This is a genomic window from Stenotrophomonas sp. 99219_Sma (assembly GCF_056480785.1).
Genome location: NZ_CM151117.1, coordinates 790,857 through 808,409, shown reverse-complemented (window position 1 = coordinate 808,409; position 17,553 = coordinate 790,857). Strand labels below are relative to the sequence as shown.

20 protein-coding genes are annotated in these 17,553 nt (G+C 67.6%); 9 read left to right on the top strand and 11 right to left on the bottom strand.

Annotated features, from left to right (window positions below):
* Positions 1-1,707, top strand: a complete 1,707-nt coding sequence (locus tag ACZK13_RS03645) for an O-linked N-acetylglucosamine transferase, SPINDLY family protein (protein WP_253144830.1) — start codon at positions 1-3, stop codon at positions 1,705-1,707.
* A gap of 46 nt (positions 1,708-1,753) precedes the next feature.
* Entirely contained in the window at positions 1,754-2,536 is a 783-nt protein-coding gene (ppk2, locus tag ACZK13_RS03640) for a polyphosphate kinase 2 (RefSeq protein ID WP_032130438.1), read from the top strand.
* Between the two features lie 216 nt (positions 2,537-2,752).
* On the opposite strand, the gene ACZK13_RS03635 is transcribed toward ppk2, so the two are convergent.
* Both ACZK13_RS03635 and ACZK13_RS03630 read right to left on the bottom strand, forming a co-directional pair.
* On the bottom strand, positions 2,753-3,322 hold the full coding sequence (locus ACZK13_RS03635) for a TlpA family protein disulfide reductase (protein ID WP_478482272.1): 570 nt from the start codon (positions 3,320-3,322) through the stop codon (positions 2,753-2,755).
* Entirely contained in the window at positions 3,319-4,593 is a 1,275-nt protein-coding gene (locus ACZK13_RS03630; RefSeq protein ID WP_478482271.1) for a YihY family inner membrane protein, read from the bottom strand. Before ACZK13_RS03630 ends, ACZK13_RS03635 begins: the two co-directional genes overlap by 4 nt.
* 77 nt (positions 4,594-4,670) lie before the next feature.
* Here ACZK13_RS03630 and wrbA point away from each other — a divergent pair, with 77 nt between their 5' ends.
* From wrbA to ACZK13_RS03615, 3 genes are all read left to right on the top strand, one after another.
* A complete protein-coding gene (gene wrbA / locus ACZK13_RS03625) occupies positions 4,671-5,264 on the top strand; it encodes an NAD(P)H:quinone oxidoreductase (protein ID WP_012510135.1) in 594 nt (197 codons plus the stop codon).
* Positions 5,261-5,596: a DUF2069 domain-containing protein gene (locus ACZK13_RS03620; RefSeq protein WP_049422884.1), complete on the top strand. Its 336-nt coding sequence runs from the start codon at positions 5,261-5,263 to the stop codon at positions 5,594-5,596. Before wrbA ends, ACZK13_RS03620 begins: the two co-directional genes overlap by 4 nt.
* Positions 5,597-5,675: 79 nt before the next feature.
* Positions 5,676-6,161 carry an asparaginase domain-containing protein gene (locus tag ACZK13_RS03615; RefSeq protein WP_032130424.1) on the top strand — a complete coding sequence of 162 codons (486 nt, stop codon included), beginning with the start codon at positions 5,676-5,678 and terminating at the stop codon, positions 6,159-6,161.
* 120 nt (positions 6,162-6,281) lie between these two features.
* On the opposite strand, the gene ACZK13_RS03610 is transcribed toward ACZK13_RS03615, so the two are convergent.
* The 6 genes from ACZK13_RS03610 to sufT form a co-directional block, all read right to left on the bottom strand.
* Positions 6,282-8,021, bottom strand: a complete 1,740-nt coding sequence (locus ACZK13_RS03610) for a S8 family peptidase (protein ID WP_100434086.1) — start codon at positions 8,019-8,021, stop codon at positions 6,282-6,284.
* A 378-nt stretch (positions 8,022-8,399) separates the two neighbouring features.
* On the bottom strand, positions 8,400-9,422 hold the full coding sequence (locus tag ACZK13_RS03605; RefSeq protein ID WP_478482270.1) for a M23 family metallopeptidase: 1,023 nt from the start codon (positions 9,420-9,422) through the stop codon (positions 8,400-8,402).
* Between the two features lies 1 nt (position 9,423).
* On the bottom strand, positions 9,424-9,759 hold the full coding sequence (locus ACZK13_RS03600) for a transcriptional regulator (protein WP_012510131.1): 336 nt from the start codon (positions 9,757-9,759) through the stop codon (positions 9,424-9,426).
* Positions 9,756-10,412: a hypothetical protein gene (locus ACZK13_RS03595; RefSeq protein ID WP_293796213.1), complete on the bottom strand. Its 657-nt coding sequence runs from the start codon at positions 10,410-10,412 to the stop codon at positions 9,756-9,758. Before ACZK13_RS03595 ends, ACZK13_RS03600 begins: the two co-directional genes overlap by 4 nt.
* 174 nt (positions 10,413-10,586) lie before the next feature.
* Entirely contained in the window at positions 10,587-11,681 is a 1,095-nt protein-coding gene (locus ACZK13_RS03590) for a branched-chain amino acid aminotransferase (RefSeq protein WP_004144913.1), read from the bottom strand.
* 59 nt (positions 11,682-11,740) lie between these two features.
* Positions 11,741-12,292: a putative Fe-S cluster assembly protein SufT gene (sufT, locus tag ACZK13_RS03585; protein WP_005415385.1), complete on the bottom strand. Its 552-nt coding sequence runs from the start codon at positions 12,290-12,292 to the stop codon at positions 11,741-11,743.
* A gap of 122 nt (positions 12,293-12,414) precedes the next feature.
* Between sufT and ACZK13_RS03580 the strand changes: the two genes are divergently transcribed.
* The gene (locus ACZK13_RS03580; RefSeq protein WP_253145884.1) at positions 12,415-12,834 is read left to right on the top strand and encodes a hypothetical protein; all 420 of its coding nucleotides are present in this window, start codon (positions 12,415-12,417) and stop codon (positions 12,832-12,834) included.
* Positions 12,835-13,071: 237 nt separating this feature from the next.
* On the opposite strand, the gene ACZK13_RS03575 is transcribed toward ACZK13_RS03580, so the two are convergent.
* Entirely contained in the window at positions 13,072-14,535 is a 1,464-nt protein-coding gene (locus ACZK13_RS03575) for an NAD(P)(+) transhydrogenase (Re/Si-specific) subunit beta (RefSeq protein ID WP_293796206.1), read from the bottom strand.
* Complete coding sequence (locus ACZK13_RS03570) at positions 14,532-14,852, bottom strand: NAD(P) transhydrogenase subunit alpha part 2 (protein WP_005408173.1); 321 nt, start codon at positions 14,850-14,852, stop codon at positions 14,532-14,534. The genes ACZK13_RS03575 and ACZK13_RS03570 overlap by 4 nt, the downstream gene beginning before the upstream one ends.
* A gap of 98 nt (positions 14,853-14,950) precedes the next feature.
* Here ACZK13_RS03570 and ACZK13_RS03565 point away from each other — a divergent pair, with 98 nt between their 5' ends.
* The 3 genes from ACZK13_RS03565 to ACZK13_RS03555 are packed head-to-tail and all read left to right on the top strand — an operon-like array spanning position 14,951 to position 16,323.
* Positions 14,951-15,535: an RNA polymerase sigma factor gene (locus tag ACZK13_RS03565; protein ID WP_080356593.1), complete on the top strand. Its 585-nt coding sequence runs from the start codon at positions 14,951-14,953 to the stop codon at positions 15,533-15,535.
* Positions 15,532-15,858: a hypothetical protein gene (locus ACZK13_RS03560; protein WP_253145879.1), complete on the top strand. Its 327-nt coding sequence runs from the start codon at positions 15,532-15,534 to the stop codon at positions 15,856-15,858. Before ACZK13_RS03565 ends, ACZK13_RS03560 begins: the two co-directional genes overlap by 4 nt.
* A 3-nt stretch (positions 15,859-15,861) precedes the next feature.
* Positions 15,862-16,323: a DUF3106 domain-containing protein gene (locus tag ACZK13_RS03555; RefSeq protein ID WP_346486346.1), complete on the top strand. Its 462-nt coding sequence runs from the start codon at positions 15,862-15,864 to the stop codon at positions 16,321-16,323.
* A 100-nt stretch (positions 16,324-16,423) separates the two neighbouring features.
* On the opposite strand, the gene ACZK13_RS03550 is transcribed toward ACZK13_RS03555, so the two are convergent.
* Positions 16,424-17,503 (bottom strand): NAD(P) transhydrogenase subunit alpha, encoded by a 1,080-nt coding sequence (locus tag ACZK13_RS03550; RefSeq protein WP_478482269.1) that lies wholly within the window; start codon positions 17,501-17,503, stop codon positions 16,424-16,426.
* Positions 17,504-17,553: the final 50 nt, after the last annotated feature.

Here is a 17,553-nt window from a genome sequence, read left to right as displayed (position 1 = left end):
ATGTCGGCCTGGCAGCAGCGGCAGCACCTGCAACAGGCGATTGCACGCCAGCCGGGCGACTTCGTCGCCTGGGTGATGCTGGCGGACCTGGAACTGGAAGCCGGCGACATCGCCGCCGGCGAGCAGGCCGCGCGCCGTGCACTGCAGCTGCGCCCGAACCACCCTGAAGCGCTGGCGCGGCTGGGCCGCGTGGCCTGGATGGCCGGCGCGCATGCCGATGCGGCGAAACTGCTCGGCCAGGCCTCGGCGTTGGCCCCGCAGCACCCGGGCATTGCCCTGTGGCTGGGCCATGCGCTGGAAGATGCCGATGATGCCGAAGGCGCGGCGGCAGCCTATCGCCGTGCGCATGCACTGATGCCGGGCGAACCCTATATCGCCGCCCAGCGCCTGGCCTGGCAGCGTCGCCTGTGCGACTGGCAGGACGTGGACGCGCTGGCGGCACAGGTACGTGGTGCACTTGCCTCTGGGCAGGGCGTGGTCGAACCGTTCGCGTTCCTCAGCGAAGATGCCAGCGCAGCCGAGCAGTTGGCCTGCGCGCGTGCCCGTGCATCCGCCGTTGCCACTTCAGTGCGGCCGTTGCCGCCAGTGAAGGTGCGTTCCCAGGGCCCGCTGCGGGTCGGCTTCCTTTCCAATGGTTTCGGCGCCCATCCCACCGGATTGTTGACCGTGGCCCTGTTCGAGCAGTTGCGTCGTGACCCGGCGTTGCAGCTGCACCTGTTCGCGTTGAACCACGATGACGGCAGCCGCATCCGCCAGCGCCTGCAGGTGGCCACGCAGCTGCATGATGTGGCCGCGCTGCGCCATGCAGACACTGCTGCACGCATCCGCGCACAGGGCATCGACCTGCTGTTCGACCTGCGCGGCTGGGGCGGCGGCGGTACGCCGGAAGTGCTGGCGATGCGCCCTGCCCCGCTGCAGTTGAACTGGCTGGCCTATCCCGGCACGTCCGGTGCGCCGTGGATGGATGCGGTGATCGGCGACAGCTTCGTTCTGCCGCCGTCACTGGAACCCCACTACAGCGAGTGCGTACTGCGCCTGCCGCGTGCGTTCCAGCCCTCGGACAACACCCGCTTGCTCGAACCGGCACCGTCCCGGGCCGAGTGCGGCCTGCCCGAACAGGGCGTGGTGTTCTGCTGCTTCAACAACAGCTACAAGCTCAATCCATGCAGCATGGGCCGCGCCTTCGCGGTGCTGCAGGCGGTACCCGGCAGCGTACTGTGGCTGCTGTCCGGTCCCGGCCAGGCCGACGCGCGCCTGCGCAGCGCCGCACAGGCCGCTGGCCTGGATCCGGCACGCCTGGTGTTCATGGCCAAGCTGCCACATCCGCAGTACCTGGCTCGCTATCCGCTGGCCGACCTGTTCCTCGACACGCATCCGTACAACGCGCACACCACCGCGTCCGACGCACTATGGGCTGGCTGCCCGGTGCTGACCTGCCCCGGCGACACCTTCGCCGCGCGCGTGGCCGGCAGCCTCAATCACCATCTGGGGCTGGCACGGATGAATGTCGCCGACGATGCGGCATTCATCGCCACCGCCAGCGTGCTGGGCAACGACCCGGCAGCACTGGCAGCGTTGCACGCCGAGCTGGCGCAGGCACGCGAGCGCAGTGGATTGTTCGACATGGCCAGCTTCGCCCGCGACCTGTCGGCGCTGCTGCAGCGACTGGCCGGCGAGCATGGCTGGCAGGGCCTCGACATCGCCTGAGCGATCCCTGCGCTACGCTCGGGCTCCCTCCCCGCGTGGTGTGATGATGGCCAAGCTCAAGCGCAAGGACTACGACGAACTGCTGCTGCCGCTGCAGCTGGAACTGACCGCGATGGCGCGCTGGGTGCAGCACAGCGGGCAACGCCTGCTGGTGCTGTTCGAAGGTCGAGATACCGCAGGCAAAGGCGGCGCGATCCAGGCCATCAGCCAGCACCTCAACCCGCGTCAATGCCGGGTGGTGGCACTGCCCAAGCCGACCGACCGCGAAGCCACGCAGTGGTATTTCCAGCGCTATGCCTCGCACCTTCCGGCCGCCGGCGAGATCGTGCTGATGGACCGCAGCTGGTACAACCGTGCCGGCGTCGAGCGGGTGATGGGTTACTGCAGCGAAACCGAGTACCAGCAGTTCCTGCATCAGGCGCCGGTATTCGAGCAACTGCTGGTGGACGACGGCATCCTGCTGTTCAAGTACTGGCTGTGCGTGGATCAGGAACAGCAGGAAAAACGCTTCGCCGAGCGCCACCTCGATCCGCTGAAGGGCTGGAAGCTCTCCCCGGTGGACCTGAAATCCCGCAGCAAGTACAGCGCCTACACCGAGGCCCGCGAGGCGATGCTGCGCGCGACGCATCGCGAAGCAGCACCGTGGACGCTGGTGGATTTCAACGACCAGCGGTTGGGCCGGCTGACGCTGGTGCGCAACCTGCTGGACCGGTTGCCGGACACGCGGGTGGATGCGCCGTTGCCGGAGCTGCCGAAGCTGAAGGGCAAGCTGCATCGCGAGCACTACGATGTACTGAAGCCGATCGAGGAGTTCCCGGTCGAAGATTAGGGTGGGTCGGCAGGGCTGCGCCCTGCACCTGCAGAGGCCAGAGCAACAGCAACAGCGGGTATTCCGTGGGGTGGTGGGGCGGTGTCGGAGTGCGGGGACGCCGCAACCGGCCCCACCCCGCCATCCCTCAGGAGACCCGCCTTTGCTTCGGCTGTTGCCGTTGCTGTTGCTCTGGCCTCCACGGGTGCAGGGCCGCAGGCCCTGCCGACCAACCCACTACTTGGCCGCAGCGATCTGCTTTTCGATGTCGGCGGCCGTCACTGGGCCGAGGAAGGTGTGCGCCAGCTTGCCCTGCGGATTCAGCAGATGCGTCAACGGCAGGCCACGCGGCGTGGCGAAGTCCGCCGGCGGATCGAACGGGTCCACGATCACGATCGGATAGGTCACCGGGTGCTTGGTCAGGAACGACTGCATCTCCGGCACCTCGATATCCTCATAGGCCAGGCCAACCACCTCGATGTTGCTGCGCATCGCATGCAGCGCAGACAGCTCCGGCATCTCCTTGCGGCACGGGGCACACCAGGTCGCCCAGAAATTCACGATCACCCACTTGCCGCGGTGCGCGGCCAGGTCGTAGTCGCTGCCATCCACCGCCTTCATCCTCAGCGTCGGGAACTCGGCAGTGGTGCGCTCGGCCGGGGTCTCTTCGACCGGTGCCGGTGTGGTCGGCGTCGGTGCCTGTGCTGGCGGCTGGCTGCTGGCGGGGGTCGGCTCCTGGGCCGGTTTGCAGGCCGACAGCGCCAGCAACAGGGCCAGCGGGAGCAGCAACGGGGTCTTGCGGGTCATGGCATGTCTCCGGAATCGGTGTAGATATCGCTGACCTTGCGCTTGAGGCGTTCGCGCAGGGGCAATCGCAGATCGTCCAGTGCCGCCAGCGCAGCACGGCCCAGTGTGTCGTCGCGGTATGGCAGATGCTGCTCGGCTACCGGAATGCGCAACTGGGTACATTCGTACAGATCGGCCAGGCTGACCTGGTCCAGGTCGCGCGAGAGCAGCCATTCGCCACGTTCATCGCGGCGCAGCAGGCCGATCTCCTGCAGATTGCAGGCCAGGTCCTGCAGCAGCGAATCGGTCAGCATCGGCTCCAGCCGCAGGATTTCATCATCGGCCAGGCCCTTGCCCCTGGCTCGGGCATGGTGGAAGCGGCCGAGCAGGCGCAGCAGGCCATAGAACTCGTAGCCCTGCGGCAGGCGCAGTTCCACCGGCTGGTAGCGGAAGGCGGCCATCGACGAGGACAGCGACGCGCCCAGCAGCACCGCCACCCAGCACAGGTAGATCCACAGCAGCAGGATCGGCACGAAGGCGACCGTGCCGTAGAGCTTCTGGTAGGACTGGAAGCTGCCCAGGTAGGCGCCGATGCCCCACTTCACCAGTTCCAGGATGACCGCCGCGAGAATCGCGCCGGGCACCGCGTGCCGCCATTTCACGGTGTGGTGCGGCACCACCCGGAACATCAGCGTGATGCAGACGAACTCGATCAGGATCGGCGCCAGCCGCAGCGCGAACTCGGCCAGCCAGCGGCCCTCCTGGGTGCCGAACAGTGGCATCGCGAACACCCGCGCCGACACCGCCAGCGAAGCGGCAGCGAGCATTGCGCCCAGGGTCAGCACGGTCCAGTAGACCAGGAAGCGGGTCAGCTTGGGCCGGGTCGAGCCGACCCGCCAGATCTGGTTGAAGGTCTCTTCAACGCTGTTGAGGGTGATCAGCAACGAGACCACCAGTGCGATGAAGCCGGCAGCCGTGAGCTGGCCGGCACTGGCCGAGAACTGCCGCAGGTAGCCCTCCGCCGCACGCGCGGCGTTGGGCACGAAGTTGGAGAAGACGTAATCGCTGAGCTGGTCACTCCAGCGGTCGAAGACAGGGAAGGCCGAGAGCACGCCGAACACCACGATGGCCAGCGGCACCAGCGCGAACACCGTGGTGTACGCGAGCGCCGCCGCCGCCTGGAACAGGCGGTCGTCGAGGAAGCGATGCCACAGGAAGCGGCCGAAACTGATGGCCCGTGCGCGATCCCGCGCGCGCTCCATCCACAGGTTGAGCGTATCCAAAGGTTCCATCGGCGAAAGGGTACCCGATGCGGAATGCTCGCAGGATAGCCATACTGGTGGCCACACGACGAGGAGAAGCGGGCACGATGGGCGAGATTCTGGTGCTGTACTACAGCCGGGGCGGTTCAGTGGCACGGCTGGCGCGCCAGATCGCGCGGGGCATCGGCGAAGTGCCGGGCATGACCGCGCGCCTGCGCACAGTGCCGCCGGTGGCCGCCGTGACCCAGACCGCACAGCCGCCGGTCCCCGACGATGGTGCCCCCTACGTGAGCGTGCAGGACCTGGTCGAATGCCAGGGCCTGCTGCTTGGCAGCCCCACCCGCTTCGGCAACATGGCGGCGCCGGTCAAGCACTTCCTGGACGGGCTGGGCGCCGAATGGGTCAACGGCACCCTCTCCGGCAAGCCGGCCGGCGTGTTCACCTCCACCGCCTCGATGCATGGCGGCCAGGAATCGACCCTGCTGTCGATGCAGGTGCCGCTGCTGCACCATGGCTGCGTGATCGTCGGCATCCCGTTCACCGAGCCGGCGCTGAGCCACACCACCAGTGGCGGCACGCCGTATGGCGCCAGCCATGTGGCCGGTGCAGCCGACGACCCGCAGCCGACCGACGATGAAGCCGTGCTGGCGCGCGCGCTGGGCCGCCGGGTGGCCGACATCGCGCAGCGGTTGGCCCGATGAGCGCCGCGCCGCGCACGGCCCTGCTGCTGGCCCTGATGGGGCTGGCCGCGCTGTTCGCCGGCTGGTTCATCAATGACAAGCACTGGCTGGCCACCCAGCTGGTGTTCACCGCGCCGCCGCTGGCGTTGGCCGTTGCCCTGCGACTGGGCTGGCGCAAGGCCGGTTTCTGGGCCTCGGTGCTGGCCCTGGGCTGGTTCAGCCACGGGGTGATGAGTGCCTGGAGCCACCCGGAAACACGCTGGCTGGCGCTGATCGAGATCGCGCTGGCCCTGCTGGTGATCTTCAGCGCCAGCCTCCCCGGGCTGCGCGCCCGCTTCGGCAAGCGACGCTGACGCTGCGCCCGCCGGGCCGTATCATCTGTGTTCCTGGCCCCGCGCCGCTGTACCTGTCCTGGTTTCGCGCATGCACATGATGGAAGAGCTCCTGGTCGTCACCACCGGTGGCACGATCGACAAGATCTACTTCGACGACAAGTCGGACTACCAGATCGGCGACCCCCAGATCGGCATGATCCTGCGCGAGCTGGGCGTGACGTTCCGCTTCAACGTGATTCCGATCCTGCGCAAGGATTCGCTGCACATCAACGATGAGGACCGCGAACTGATCCGCGCCACCATCGCCGCGCAGCCGACCCGCCACGTGCTGGTGACCCACGGCACCGATTCGATGGTGCAGACCGGCCAGGTGCTGGCGACGATCCCGGACAAGACCATCGTGATGACCGGCGCGCTGAGCCCGGCGCGTTTCCGCGGCTCGGATGCGGAGTTCAACATCGGCTGCGCGATCGGTGCGGTGCAGTCGCTGCCGAGCGGCGTGTACATCGCGATGAACGGGCGGATTTTCGACCCGCAGCACGTGCGCAAGAACGTGGCCGCGAACCGCTTCGAATCGGTGTGAGGAACAGCGTGCCGACCAAGGTCGGCACCCACCACGACGCGGCGGCTCGCATCACCGCGCGTCCCCATGCAAAAACGCCCCGGCCGGAGCCGGGGCGTGCCCATGGAGAGGGGCTTGGGCTCAGTACTGGGCGTTGAGAGTCAGGCCCGAGAAGGTGCTGTAGGCCTTCACCCGCACATACCACGTGCCGGCAGCCGGACTGTTGATGGTGCAGGTCTCGCTGTTGCCGCTCAGGTACGGGCGGCAGGTGTAGGCGGTATCGGTCGGGGCACTGCCCTGGCGCACGTACAGGTCGGCATCACCGCTGCCGCCACTGATCGCCACGCGCAGCTGGGTGCTGCCGGCCGGAACGTTCACGGTGTAACTCAGCGAAGCGCCACTGGCAGCGCCGAGGCCGGTGACCGGAACGTTGTTCTGCAGGACGTTGCCACCCGGGTTCGGGCCGCCACCGTTGATCGCCGCAGCCACGGCCGCGTCGGCGTCGATGATGCCGGCGCCGCAGCCGCCCGAGCAGGCGCCCGGCAGCGGACGTGCAGTGCTCTTGATGATGCTCTCCACCTGCGCCGGGCTCAGCGGGCTCGGGGCTACGGACTGCATCAGCGCGACCACGCCGGCCACGTGCGGTGCCGCCATCGAGGTGCCGTTGTACGAAGCGTAGCTGGCACTGCCCGGGGTGGTGGTGCCGCTGTTGAGGGTGGACAGGATGCCCTGGCCCGGTGCCGAGATATCGATGCCGTTGCCATAGTTGGAGAAGCTGGCACGCGCACCGGCCGAGGTGGTGGCCGCCACTGCGATCACGTTCGGGCAGTTGGCCGGCACCGACGAGGACACGTTGGTGTTGCTGTTGCCGGCGGCGACCACCACGGTGGTGCCACGCCCGACAGCGCCATTGATCGCGTTCTGGTAGGTGGTCGAACAGCTGCCGCCGCCGCCCAGCGAGAGGTTGATGACCTCGGCCGGATTGGCATTGGCCGGCACGCCGCTGACGCTGCCGCCGGACGCCCACACGATCGCGTCGGCAATGTCGGAGGTGTAACCGCCGCACTTGCCGAGCACGCGCACCGGCACGACCTTGGCGTTGAACGCAGTACCTGCCACGCCGGTGCTGTTGTTGGTCACCGCCGCTACCGTGCCGGCCACGTGGGTACCGTGCCAGCTGGAGTTCGAACCCGGGTAGCCCGCCTGGCACTCGTTGTCGCCGTACCAGTCGCCCTCATCGTTCGGGTTGTTGTCGCGGCCGTTGCCGTCGCGCGCCATCGCCGCATCACTGATGAAGTCGTAGCCCGGCAGGATGTTGGCATTGAGGTCGGCGTGATTGGTGATGCCGGTGTCGATCACCGCCACGACCACACCGGTGCCGGTGGCCTTGTCCCAGGCCGGCCGGATGTTGATGCCGGCATTGGAGGTGCCGAAGCCCCATTGCTCGCTGAAGCGGGTGTCGTTCGGGGTCAGCGTGGCGCGCATGATCTGGTCGACTTCGACGTATTCCACGTTCGGGTCGGCGGCCAGCTTACGCATCAGCTGCTCGGATTCGGCCTGGTCGAGCGGACGATCGGTCCTGACCAGGGTCGGGCCGACGGCCAGCTTGCGGACCTGCTGCAGGCCCAGCGCACGGCCCTGGCTGCTGGCCAGGCCGGCGGCGGCACTCTTCAGTGAAGAGGCCAGTGCGGTGGTGTTGGCCACCGGGGCACTGCCGTCGCGGTACTTCACGATGAAACGCTGGTGGGTCTGTGCGGACTGCAGGCCGCTGAGCTGGACATCACCGGCCAGCGCAGGCGTGGCCAGCAGCAGCGATGACAGAACGGACGCACCAAGGACCACCCACACTCGACGCACACGCGGTTGCGTTACCTGGGACATCGTATTTCCCTTTCTTGTGGTGTGAATGCCGGAATCGGCAGAAGCACCGGCCCGAACCCTGGGCTGGCTTGCGTTGGCGAGGTTCGAAGTCCGGCGAGCCAGCGGATCCCCCTAACGATCCGCCGTGCAGATGACGCTAATGACCAAAACCGGACACCACAAGATTTTCAGCGTCTTTTCAGCAAGATGAAATGTTCGTTCTGAGACTTTTCGGGTCGAGGGTTTGTGAAGGTGAAGGAACTTTCTCCTGCCCTGCACGCACCTGACTGGGTCATCACATGTCCTGCGATGACTTTGCCGACATCGGCGTCCACTGCTGACACCAACGACGGCGCAGCGTGCCCGCGGCGTGCCTGCCCATCGCGTCGGACGCGCTGACTACTTTGCCTGCGGGAGGCGCGCCGGCCGGATCCGCTGCCCTTTGACCGGCTCGCCGCGTGCAACTGGCTGGTCATCGGCCACATAACCGGAGAACTGTGCCGGGAGCGCTTCGCCGACACCGAACACGGGCCCGGCCTGCAGCTGGTAGTGCAGGTGCGGCTCGGAGGAGTTGCCGCTGTTGCCACAGTCACCGAGGTGCGCGCCGCTGCGGACAGCCTGTCCCTGCGCCACACGCACACTGCCCTGGCGCAGGTGCGCCAGCACCGAGTATTCCTCGTTGCCGTGGTCGAGGATGACGCGGTTGCCGGTGAGCTGGGCGGCATTCATCTGGCCCGGCACGTTGTCGGCGACACCCTCGATCACCTCCACCACCGTGCCGTCGGCGGGCGCGAGGATCGGGCGACCGAAGCAGTAGTAATCATCGTTGCGCAGGCCATCGCCACGGTGCGAGCGGCCATCGCGGACCACCAGCAGATCCAGCGCGAAGCGCTGGCCGGCATGGGCCGCATGGTAGTTCTGTTCGACGGTACGCCCGCCCCAGAACACGTAGTACTCATCGTTGAACGGCAGTTGCAGCCGTGTGCGGGTCTGATAGTCGAGGAACCCGCTCGCTGCGGCCTGCGGTGGCGTGGTCTGGAGCGGGCGGATGTAGAAGCCGCCAATCCGCCCGTCGGCATCGATGGCCCACAGCACCTGGATGACGTCTGGGCTCCTGGCGAAGCGCGCCTGCCGCAGATAGGTGTCGAATCCATCAACCTTCTCGACCTTCTCACTGACCAGCTCGGTTTCTGCGCCCCAGCCCGCCAGCACCTGCTCGCGCAGCGCCACCAGGTTCTGCGGGGACTGCAGCCCCGCCTGCATCTGCGGCGTCATCCGTTCCCACAGGGCGTCGATGTGCCCTTCGTAGAACTGCGTGGTCAGCGTGGCTCCCTGATGGCGCGGATCTGCGGCCGCGGCCGAGCCGATGAGGGCAGAGAAGGAAACGACCAGAACTGCAAACAGGCGCGGGAGCAATGTCATGTCAGGCGTCCTTTCGATCCGGATCGGGAATGCCGGCAACGATCGCCGCCAGCTGTGTGCGGTACTCGGCCAGGGCAGTGCGGCCCATCGGCGTCAACTGCAGGGTGGTCAGTGGGCGCTTGCCGCGGAACGACTTGTCGATGGCGACCAGTCCAGCAGCCTCCAGCTTGCTCAGATGGCTGGAGAGGTTGCCCTTGCTCAACCCGCTGAGATGTTCGACAAAGCCGAACTCGGCGGATTCGGCACCTGCCAGGATCGACAGGATCAGCAGGCGTGCCGGCTCGTGGATCAAGCGGTCGAGCTGAAGCAGCGCTCTGGAATCAGGCAGCTGCGTCATCCGACGTTCGTCCGCGCCGCCATGAACGCGCGCATCTCCACCTGCAGCCGCTGGAAGCGCTGGTGGTCACGCCAGCCGACCACGATCAGTGCGACGGATGCCAGCGGAAACACGGCCGTGCTCAGGGCGAAGCCATACGCCTGCCCGGTGAAGGCCAGCGCGGCCTGGCACAACAGGAACACGCCCACGATGAACTCCAGCGGCGTACGCAGCCAGCGCCACACCACCCAGGGCAGCAGCGCCACCATGGCCAGGTAACCAATGGCGCGCAGGTCCCAGGGCAGCTCACCCATCGGCGCCAGCCGGGTCAGCACGCTGCCGATCACCAGCACGCTTACCAGCGCGGTGAAGGCAATGAAGAAGCGCTGGAAATTGCGCTCGGCCGGCGTGACCTGCTCCTCGACCTGGCCCAGGCGCTGGTAGTAGCGGCGCGCCAGCCACTGCTTGCCGACGATCCACAGCACCGGCACGGCAATCAGCACGATGCGCAGCGCCAGGGTGGTCGGCAGCAGCGCGCCGGCAAGGAACGAGGCCAGGCAGGCAATGCCGCCTGCCATCGCCGACAGGCCCCCGGCACTTCGCGAGTACCGCGAATATTCACGGGTCAGCGCCTGCAGGCGCGAGGAAGGATCAATGACGGACGGCTGCTGCATGACACGCTCCATCGGGGTCGCTTGAATTTAGTTTGCAGTGCAAACCTATTTGCGTCAAGCGCCCGCCTGCTGCGGTCGACGGGCGGGCCCACAACGCAGAAAGCCCGTCACTGGGACGGGCTTTCAAGAAGCGCCGCCGGGCATGGCCCGGCGCTACCGGTTCAACGCGGGCGATCAGCCCAGCTTGACCAGCCAGTTGTGGCGGTCCGGCAGGCGGCCGTACTGGATGTCGGTCAGTTCCTTGCGCAGCGACATGGTCACTTCGCCGGCCGGTGCGTTGATGTCGCCCACCGAGAAGCCTTCGCCCTTCAGCTGGCCGATCGGGGTGACCACCGCAGCGGTACCGCAGGCGAACACTTCGGCGATCTCGCCCGAGGTCACACCCTGCTTCCACTCATCGATGGTGACCTTGCGCTCTTCGACCTTCATGCCGCGGTCGCGGGCCAGCTGCAGGATGCTCTCGCGGGTGATGCCTTCGAGGATGCTGCCGGACAGCTGCGGGGTAACCAGCGTGCCGTCCTTGTAGACCAGGAACACGTTCATGCCACCCAGTTCTTCCAGGTACTTGCCTTCGACCGGGTCGAGGAACAGCACCTGCGAGCAGCCCTGTGCCTGCGCCTTCTGCTGCGGCAGCAGCGAAGCCGCGTAGTTGCCACCGCACTTGGCAGCACCGGTGCCGCCCTTGGCTGCACGTGCGTATTCGGTGGACAGCCAGATCGACACCGGGGCGACGCCCTTGGCGAAGTACGGGCCGGCCGGGCTGGCGATGACGTAGTAGCCGGCCTTGTGCGCGCCGCGCACGCCGAGGAAGGCTTCGTCGCCGATCATGAACGGACGGAAGTACAGGCTCGACTCATCGGCCGACGGCACCCAGGCGCTGTCGACGGCGATCAGCTGCTTCAGCGATTCAACGAAGATCTCCACCGGCAGTTCCGGCAGCGCCAGGCGCTGCGCCGAACGCTGCAGGCGACGGCCGTTGGCATCCGGGCGGAAGGTCCAGATCGAACCGTCGGCATGGCGGTAGGCCTTGATGCCCTCGAAGATTTCCTGGCCGTAGTGCAGCACGGCCGCGGCCGGGTCCAGCTGCAGCGGACCGTAGGCGCGCACGTTGGCGTTGTGCCAGCCGGTGTCCTTGTCCCAGCGCACTTCCACCATGTGGTCGGTGAAGTGCAGGCCGAAACCCGGCTTCTCCAGGATCTGGGCGCGCTCTTCAGCGCTGCGCGGGTGGTCCGAACGGGTGACGGCGAAGCTGGGAATGGACTGGGACACCGGAGATTTCCTGTTCTGGTTGCGGGTAATGCCCGGCCCGCGTCACTGCGGGCCGTGGGTCAAAGCATGCCGGTCTCGAGCCGGGCCGCCTCGGACATCATGTGCTGGTTCCACGGCGGGTCGAACACCAGGTCGACGTCGGCCTCGGCCACCGTCGGAATCATTTCGAGCTTGCTGCGCACGTCGTCGACCAGGATCTCGCCCATGCCGCAGCCCGGTGCGGTCAGGGTCATCTTCACGTCGATCTCGCGCTTGCCTTCGTCCAGGTGCTTGATCTCGACCTCGTAGACCAGGCCCAGTTCGACGATGTTCACCGGAATTTCCGGATCAAAGCAGGTGCGCAGCTGCTGCCACACCAGCTGTTCCACCTGTTCATCGGTGGCGTCAGCCGGCAGCTCGAGCGGTGCCGGTGCCTCCTTGCCGATGGCGTCGCCGTCCTTGCCGGCGATGCGGAACAGGTTGCCCTCGACGAACACCGAATAACTGCCACCCAGCGCCTGGGTGATGTACCCATAGCTGCCGGCGGGCAGGGTCACGGTGTCGCCCTGCGGGACCATCACGGCCTCGCAATCGCGTTCGAAGTGGACAGGTTCGCTGCTACGGGAATACATGGGGACCGATATGGGGCCGTGGCCAAGGCCACGCAAGACGGCATTCTAGCCCAGCCGCCCTGCCGCCGCCGGTGCACTGCGGCAAACCACAGTATCCTGTGAGTGATCTTCAGGGAGCTTCGATGTCCTCCAATGCCGCGCGTGCCAGGACCGTGACCTGGCTCTGGCCCATCATGCTGTTGCTGGGTCTGCTTGTTGCTCCCCTCGCCTGGATGATGCTGGCGTTGATGACCGGCCGGCAGGTCGGCTGGATGGCGGTACTGACCGCCCTGGAACTGGTGTTCATGCTGCGCATGGGCACGCTGGGCCCGGGCCGGCTGCGCATCGCCCTGGTCGTGCTGGGCACCCTGCTGGTGGCGGCCGTGGCCAACTGGGCCATCGCCAGCGCGTGGATGGGCGGCTCGATCGGGCTGGACCTGTGGGACGCCACCCTGCGGATGGGCCCGCACCTGGCCTGGACCCTGATCACCCTCGCCAATGGCGCGATGGAATGGCTGTGGCTGGCCCTGGGCCTGGCCGTGGGCGCCTGGCTGGCGCGCTGACCCACCGGCAGGTAGTGCCGGCCGCTGGCCGGCAGAAGCGTGCGGACCAAGGTCCGCACCTACCCGATGCAACCACCACGCATGGATTCGGTAGTGCCGGCCGCTGGCCGGCAGAAGCATGCGGACCAAGGTCCGCACCTACCCGATGCAGCCACCACGCATGGATTCGGTAGTGCCGGCCGCTGGCCGGCAAATGCGTGCGGACCAAGGTCCGCACCTACCCGATGCAGCCGCCGCTCAATGCCCGCCGTCGAGCGCCTTCAGTTCGCTCACCAGCGAGGCCGCCGCTTCCGCACCATCGCCGTACAGCATGCGGGTGTTGTCGGCGTAGAACAGCGCATTCTCGATGCCGGCAAAACCGGTGCCCTTGCCGCGCTTGATCACCACCACGTTGCGCGCGTTGACCACATCCAGCACCGGCATGCCGTAGATCGGGCTGGCCGGGTCGGTACGTGCCACCGGATTGACCACGTCGTTGGCACCGATCACCAGCACCACATCGGTGTTGGCGAATTCCGGGTTGATGTCGTCCATGTCGGCGATCAGGTCGTAGGGCACACCCGCTTCGGCCAGCAGCACGTTCATGTGCCCAGGCATGCGCCCAGCCACCGGGTGGATCGCGAACTTCACCTTCACCCCGCGCTGGCCCAACCGCTGCGCCAGCTCCCAGATCTTGTGCTGGGCCTGCGCCACCGCCATGCCATAACCGGGCACGATCACCACGCGTTCGGCGTAGGCCATCATCGCCGCGACGTCCGACGCTTCAATCGGCTTCTGCGCGCCAGTGATCGCCTGCGCTTCGCCGCCGACGCCGCCGCCGCCGAAGTTGGAGAACAACACGTTGCGGATCGGCCGGTTCATCGCCTTGGCCATCAGCCGGGTCAGCAGGATGCCCGCCGCGCCGACCATCATGCCGGCGATGATCAGCGCCTCGTTGCCCAGCACATAGCCTTCGAACGACACCGCCAGGCCGGTGAACGCGTTGTACAGCGAGATCACCACCGGCATGTCGGCGCCACCGATCGGCAGCGTCATCAGCACGCCCAGTGCCAGTGCCAGCACGAAGAACGCGACGATCGCCCAGGTGTTGAGCGTGCTGGCCGCGATGATCGCCAGCACCACCACCGCCAGTGCCACCAGCAGGTTCATCACCTGCTGGCCCGGCCAGGTCACCCGCTTGTCCAGGCGGCCATCGAGCTTGGCCCAGGCAATCACCGAGCCGGACAGCGACACCGCACCGATGGCCGCGCCGACCACCGCCAGCAGCAGCACCATGCCCGAGGGTTGGCGGGCAGCGAGGTCGGCCAGCGCCTGTGCGCTCCAGTGGCTGGTATCACGGTTGGCGAGGAAGGCGTAGCGCAGCAGTTCCACTGCACCGATGGCCGCGGCCGAGCCGCCGCCCATGCCGTTGTACAGCGCCACCATCTGCGGCATGTCGGTGATGGCAACCTTGCCGGCCGACCACCAGGCCAGGCCCGCGCCCAGCAGCAGCGCCACCAGGATCAGCGGCACGTTATGCAGTTCGGGCAGGAAGAAAGTCGCCACCGTGGCCAGCAGCATGCCCAGCCCGGCCCAGCGGATGCCGCTGCGCGCGGTCAGCGGCGAGGCCATGCGCTGCAGGCCCAGCAGGAACAGCGTGGCGGCGACGAGGTAGCTGGCCTTGACCAGCCAATCGAGCAGTTCGACGGTGCTGATGTTCAAGCCTGCGGCTCCTTCGGCTCGTCCTTGCCGCCCTTGGGCGCGCTCGGCTTGAACATTTCCAGCATGCGCGCGGTGACCACGTAGCCACCGGCGGCGTTGCCAGCACCAAGCACCACGGCGAGGAAGCCCAGCGCTTTCTCCAGCGGTGTCTGCGCGTGCCCCAGCACCACCATTGCACCGATCAGCACGATGCCGTGGATGAAGTTGGAGCCCGACATCAGCGGGGTATGCAGGATCACCGGCACCCGCGAAATGATCACGTGGCCGGCGATGGCTGCCAGCATGAAGATGTACAGCGCTACGAACCCGTCACTCACCGGCAACGCTCCTGCTCTGTCTTCGTTGTCCCATCATAACCATGGGCTGAACCCGGTGCGCGCCCGGCGTCAACCGAAGCCGCGCTCACGCGTTGTCGATGGTGACCCCGAGCGAGGAACCGTACCCTGTGCTGGTGAGCAGCCCCGTCCCCCCGAGCGCCGAGACCGATGCCCTGCCGGCGTCGCTGGAGGCGTTCCTGGCCAGTGTTGGCCCGCGCGCGTTCCGCTTCGCCGAGGCCGGCCTGCGCCAGCGCGAAGACGCCATGGACGCGGTGCAGGACGCGCTGCTGCGCATGCTGGACTACGCCGACAAGCCGGCTGCCGAATGGGCCCCGCTGTTCTGGAGCATCCTGCGCCGGCGCGTGATCGACGTGCAGCGCCGGCGCCGCTTCCGACTGCCGTTCTGGCGCGACAACCAGGACGCCGACGGCGGCGAGATCGACTGGGCCGACCCCGGCCCGGACCCGGCACAGGCGCACGAACAGCGCCAGCAGTACCAACAGCTGGTGGACGCGTTGCGCCGCCTGCCCGCCCGCCAGCGCGAGGCCTTCACCCTGCGCGTGCTGCAGGACCTGGACGGGGCCACCACCGCCCGCGCCATGGGCTGCAGCGAAGGCGCGGTAAAAACCCATCTGGCACGCGCCCGCCAGGCGCTGCAGGATTATCTGGAGACCCACCCGTGAACCGCTCCCTGCCTTCCGATGACACCCTGCGCAGCCTGCACGCGCAGTCGCTGCACGCGCTGTCGCCGGCAACGCTGGCCCGGCTGCGCCAGGCTCGCCACGGCGCCACGGCCGCCCATCGCGGGCGCTGGCGCTGGTGGCTGGCCAGTACCTGTTCACTGGTGGTGGCACTGGGTATCGGCCTGCAGTTCACCGGCCACGGCACCCTGACGGGCCCTGCGCCGGCACCTGTGCTTGCCTCGGCGGAAGACAACAGCGCGCTCTACGACGAAAATCCCGATCTGTACCTGTGGCTGGGCGATACCGACCTGGCGATGGAGTGAATCATGTCCCGACTGCACACCCTGCCCCTGCTGATGACCCTGTTGCTGCTGCCGGCCTTCCCGGCACTGGCGCAGAGCGCCGCGCCCGCCCCTGCCGCACGCCCTGCGCCGGCCGCACCGCTGCCGGCGTGGGAACACCTGAGCGAAGCGCAGCGCGAATCCCTGCTGGCGCCGCTGCGCGACCGCTGGAACAGCGCCGATGCCGGCCAGCGCCAGCGCATGCTTTCGCATGGCCAGCGCTGGCAATCGATGAGCCCGGAGGAGCGCGACAAGGCCCGCCGTGGCCTGCGCCGCTTCGAGCACATGAACCCGGAACAGCGTGAGCAGGCCCGGGCCCTGTTCGGTCAGATGCGGAACATGCCGCCGGAACAGCGCGACACCCTGCGCGAGCGCTGGTCGCAGATGACGCCGGAACAACGCAAGGACTGGGTGCGCGACAACCCGCCGCCGGCGAAGCCGCGGTAACGCCGGCATCTGCAGGGTGGGTGCGGACCCTGGTCCGCACGCTGGGCCATTCCTCCACGCATGGCGTGGATCTACCGGGAAGGCAACCGGCGCTACCGGCTCACGCCTGCCAGCGTGTCTTCGCCAGCAACTCGTCGTCCCAGTCGAAACTGAGCTCCCCTTCGCGCACGAACAAGGCGACGAAGTTGAGCAGGTTGCGCGCGTACATCTCGCTGGCCTGGGTCGCGCCGCGGCTGGCCAGGCCAAGCGGGCCATCGATGGTCACGCCCTGATGTTCGATGCACTGCCCCGGCTGGGTCAGTGCGCAGTTGCCGCCGCTCTCTGCCGCCAGGTCCACGATCACGCTGCCGGTGGCCATGCCCTCCACCATCGCGGCAGTCACGATCGTCGGCGCCGGTCGCCCCGGTACCGCTGCCGTGCAGATCACCACATCCACGCTGCGCAGGTGGTCGGCCAGCCGGCGCTGCTGCTCGGCGCGTTCCTCATCGTTCAACGCACGCGCATAGCCGCCTTCACCGGCTGCACTCACACCAAGATCAAGGAAGCGCGCGCCCAGCGACTGGATCTGCTCGCGGGTTTCCGGGCGCACGTCGAAACCTTCCACCTGTGCACCGAGACGACGCGCGGTGGCGATGGCCTGCAGACCGGCCACACCGGCACCGATCACCAGCACCTTGGCCGGGCGCACGGTACCGGCGGCGGTGGTCAGCATCGGGAAGAAACGCGGCGCACGCCCGGCCGCGATCAGTGCCGCCTTGTAACCGGCCATGCCGGCCTGCGAGCTGAGTACATCCATCGCCTGCGCGCGGGTGGTGCGCGGCAGCTGCTGCAGTGGGAACAGGTGCAGGCGGTCGCCAGCGGCCAATGCCGCAAGCGCCGGATCGCTGGCCGGGGTCAGCAGGCCGACCACGCTGGCAGTGGGCTTGAGCTGCTCCAGCACCGCCACCGGCGGTGCCTGCACGCACAGCAGGATATCGATCTCGGCCCAGCGACCTACATCGAACACACGTGCACCGGCGTCGTCATAGTCAGCATCGGTAAATCCCGCCGCCAGACCGGCGCCGGCCTCATACCAGACAGTGATGCCCAAGGCACCGAGCTTGCGCGCGGTTTCCGGCGTCAACGCCACGCGCCGTTCGCCCGGCGCGGTCTCCTTGATCCCCAGCAACGCCACGGCCATGCAGGTCCCCGCTGATCGGTGAGTTTTCCCGATCCTAGCAGGCGGCCACG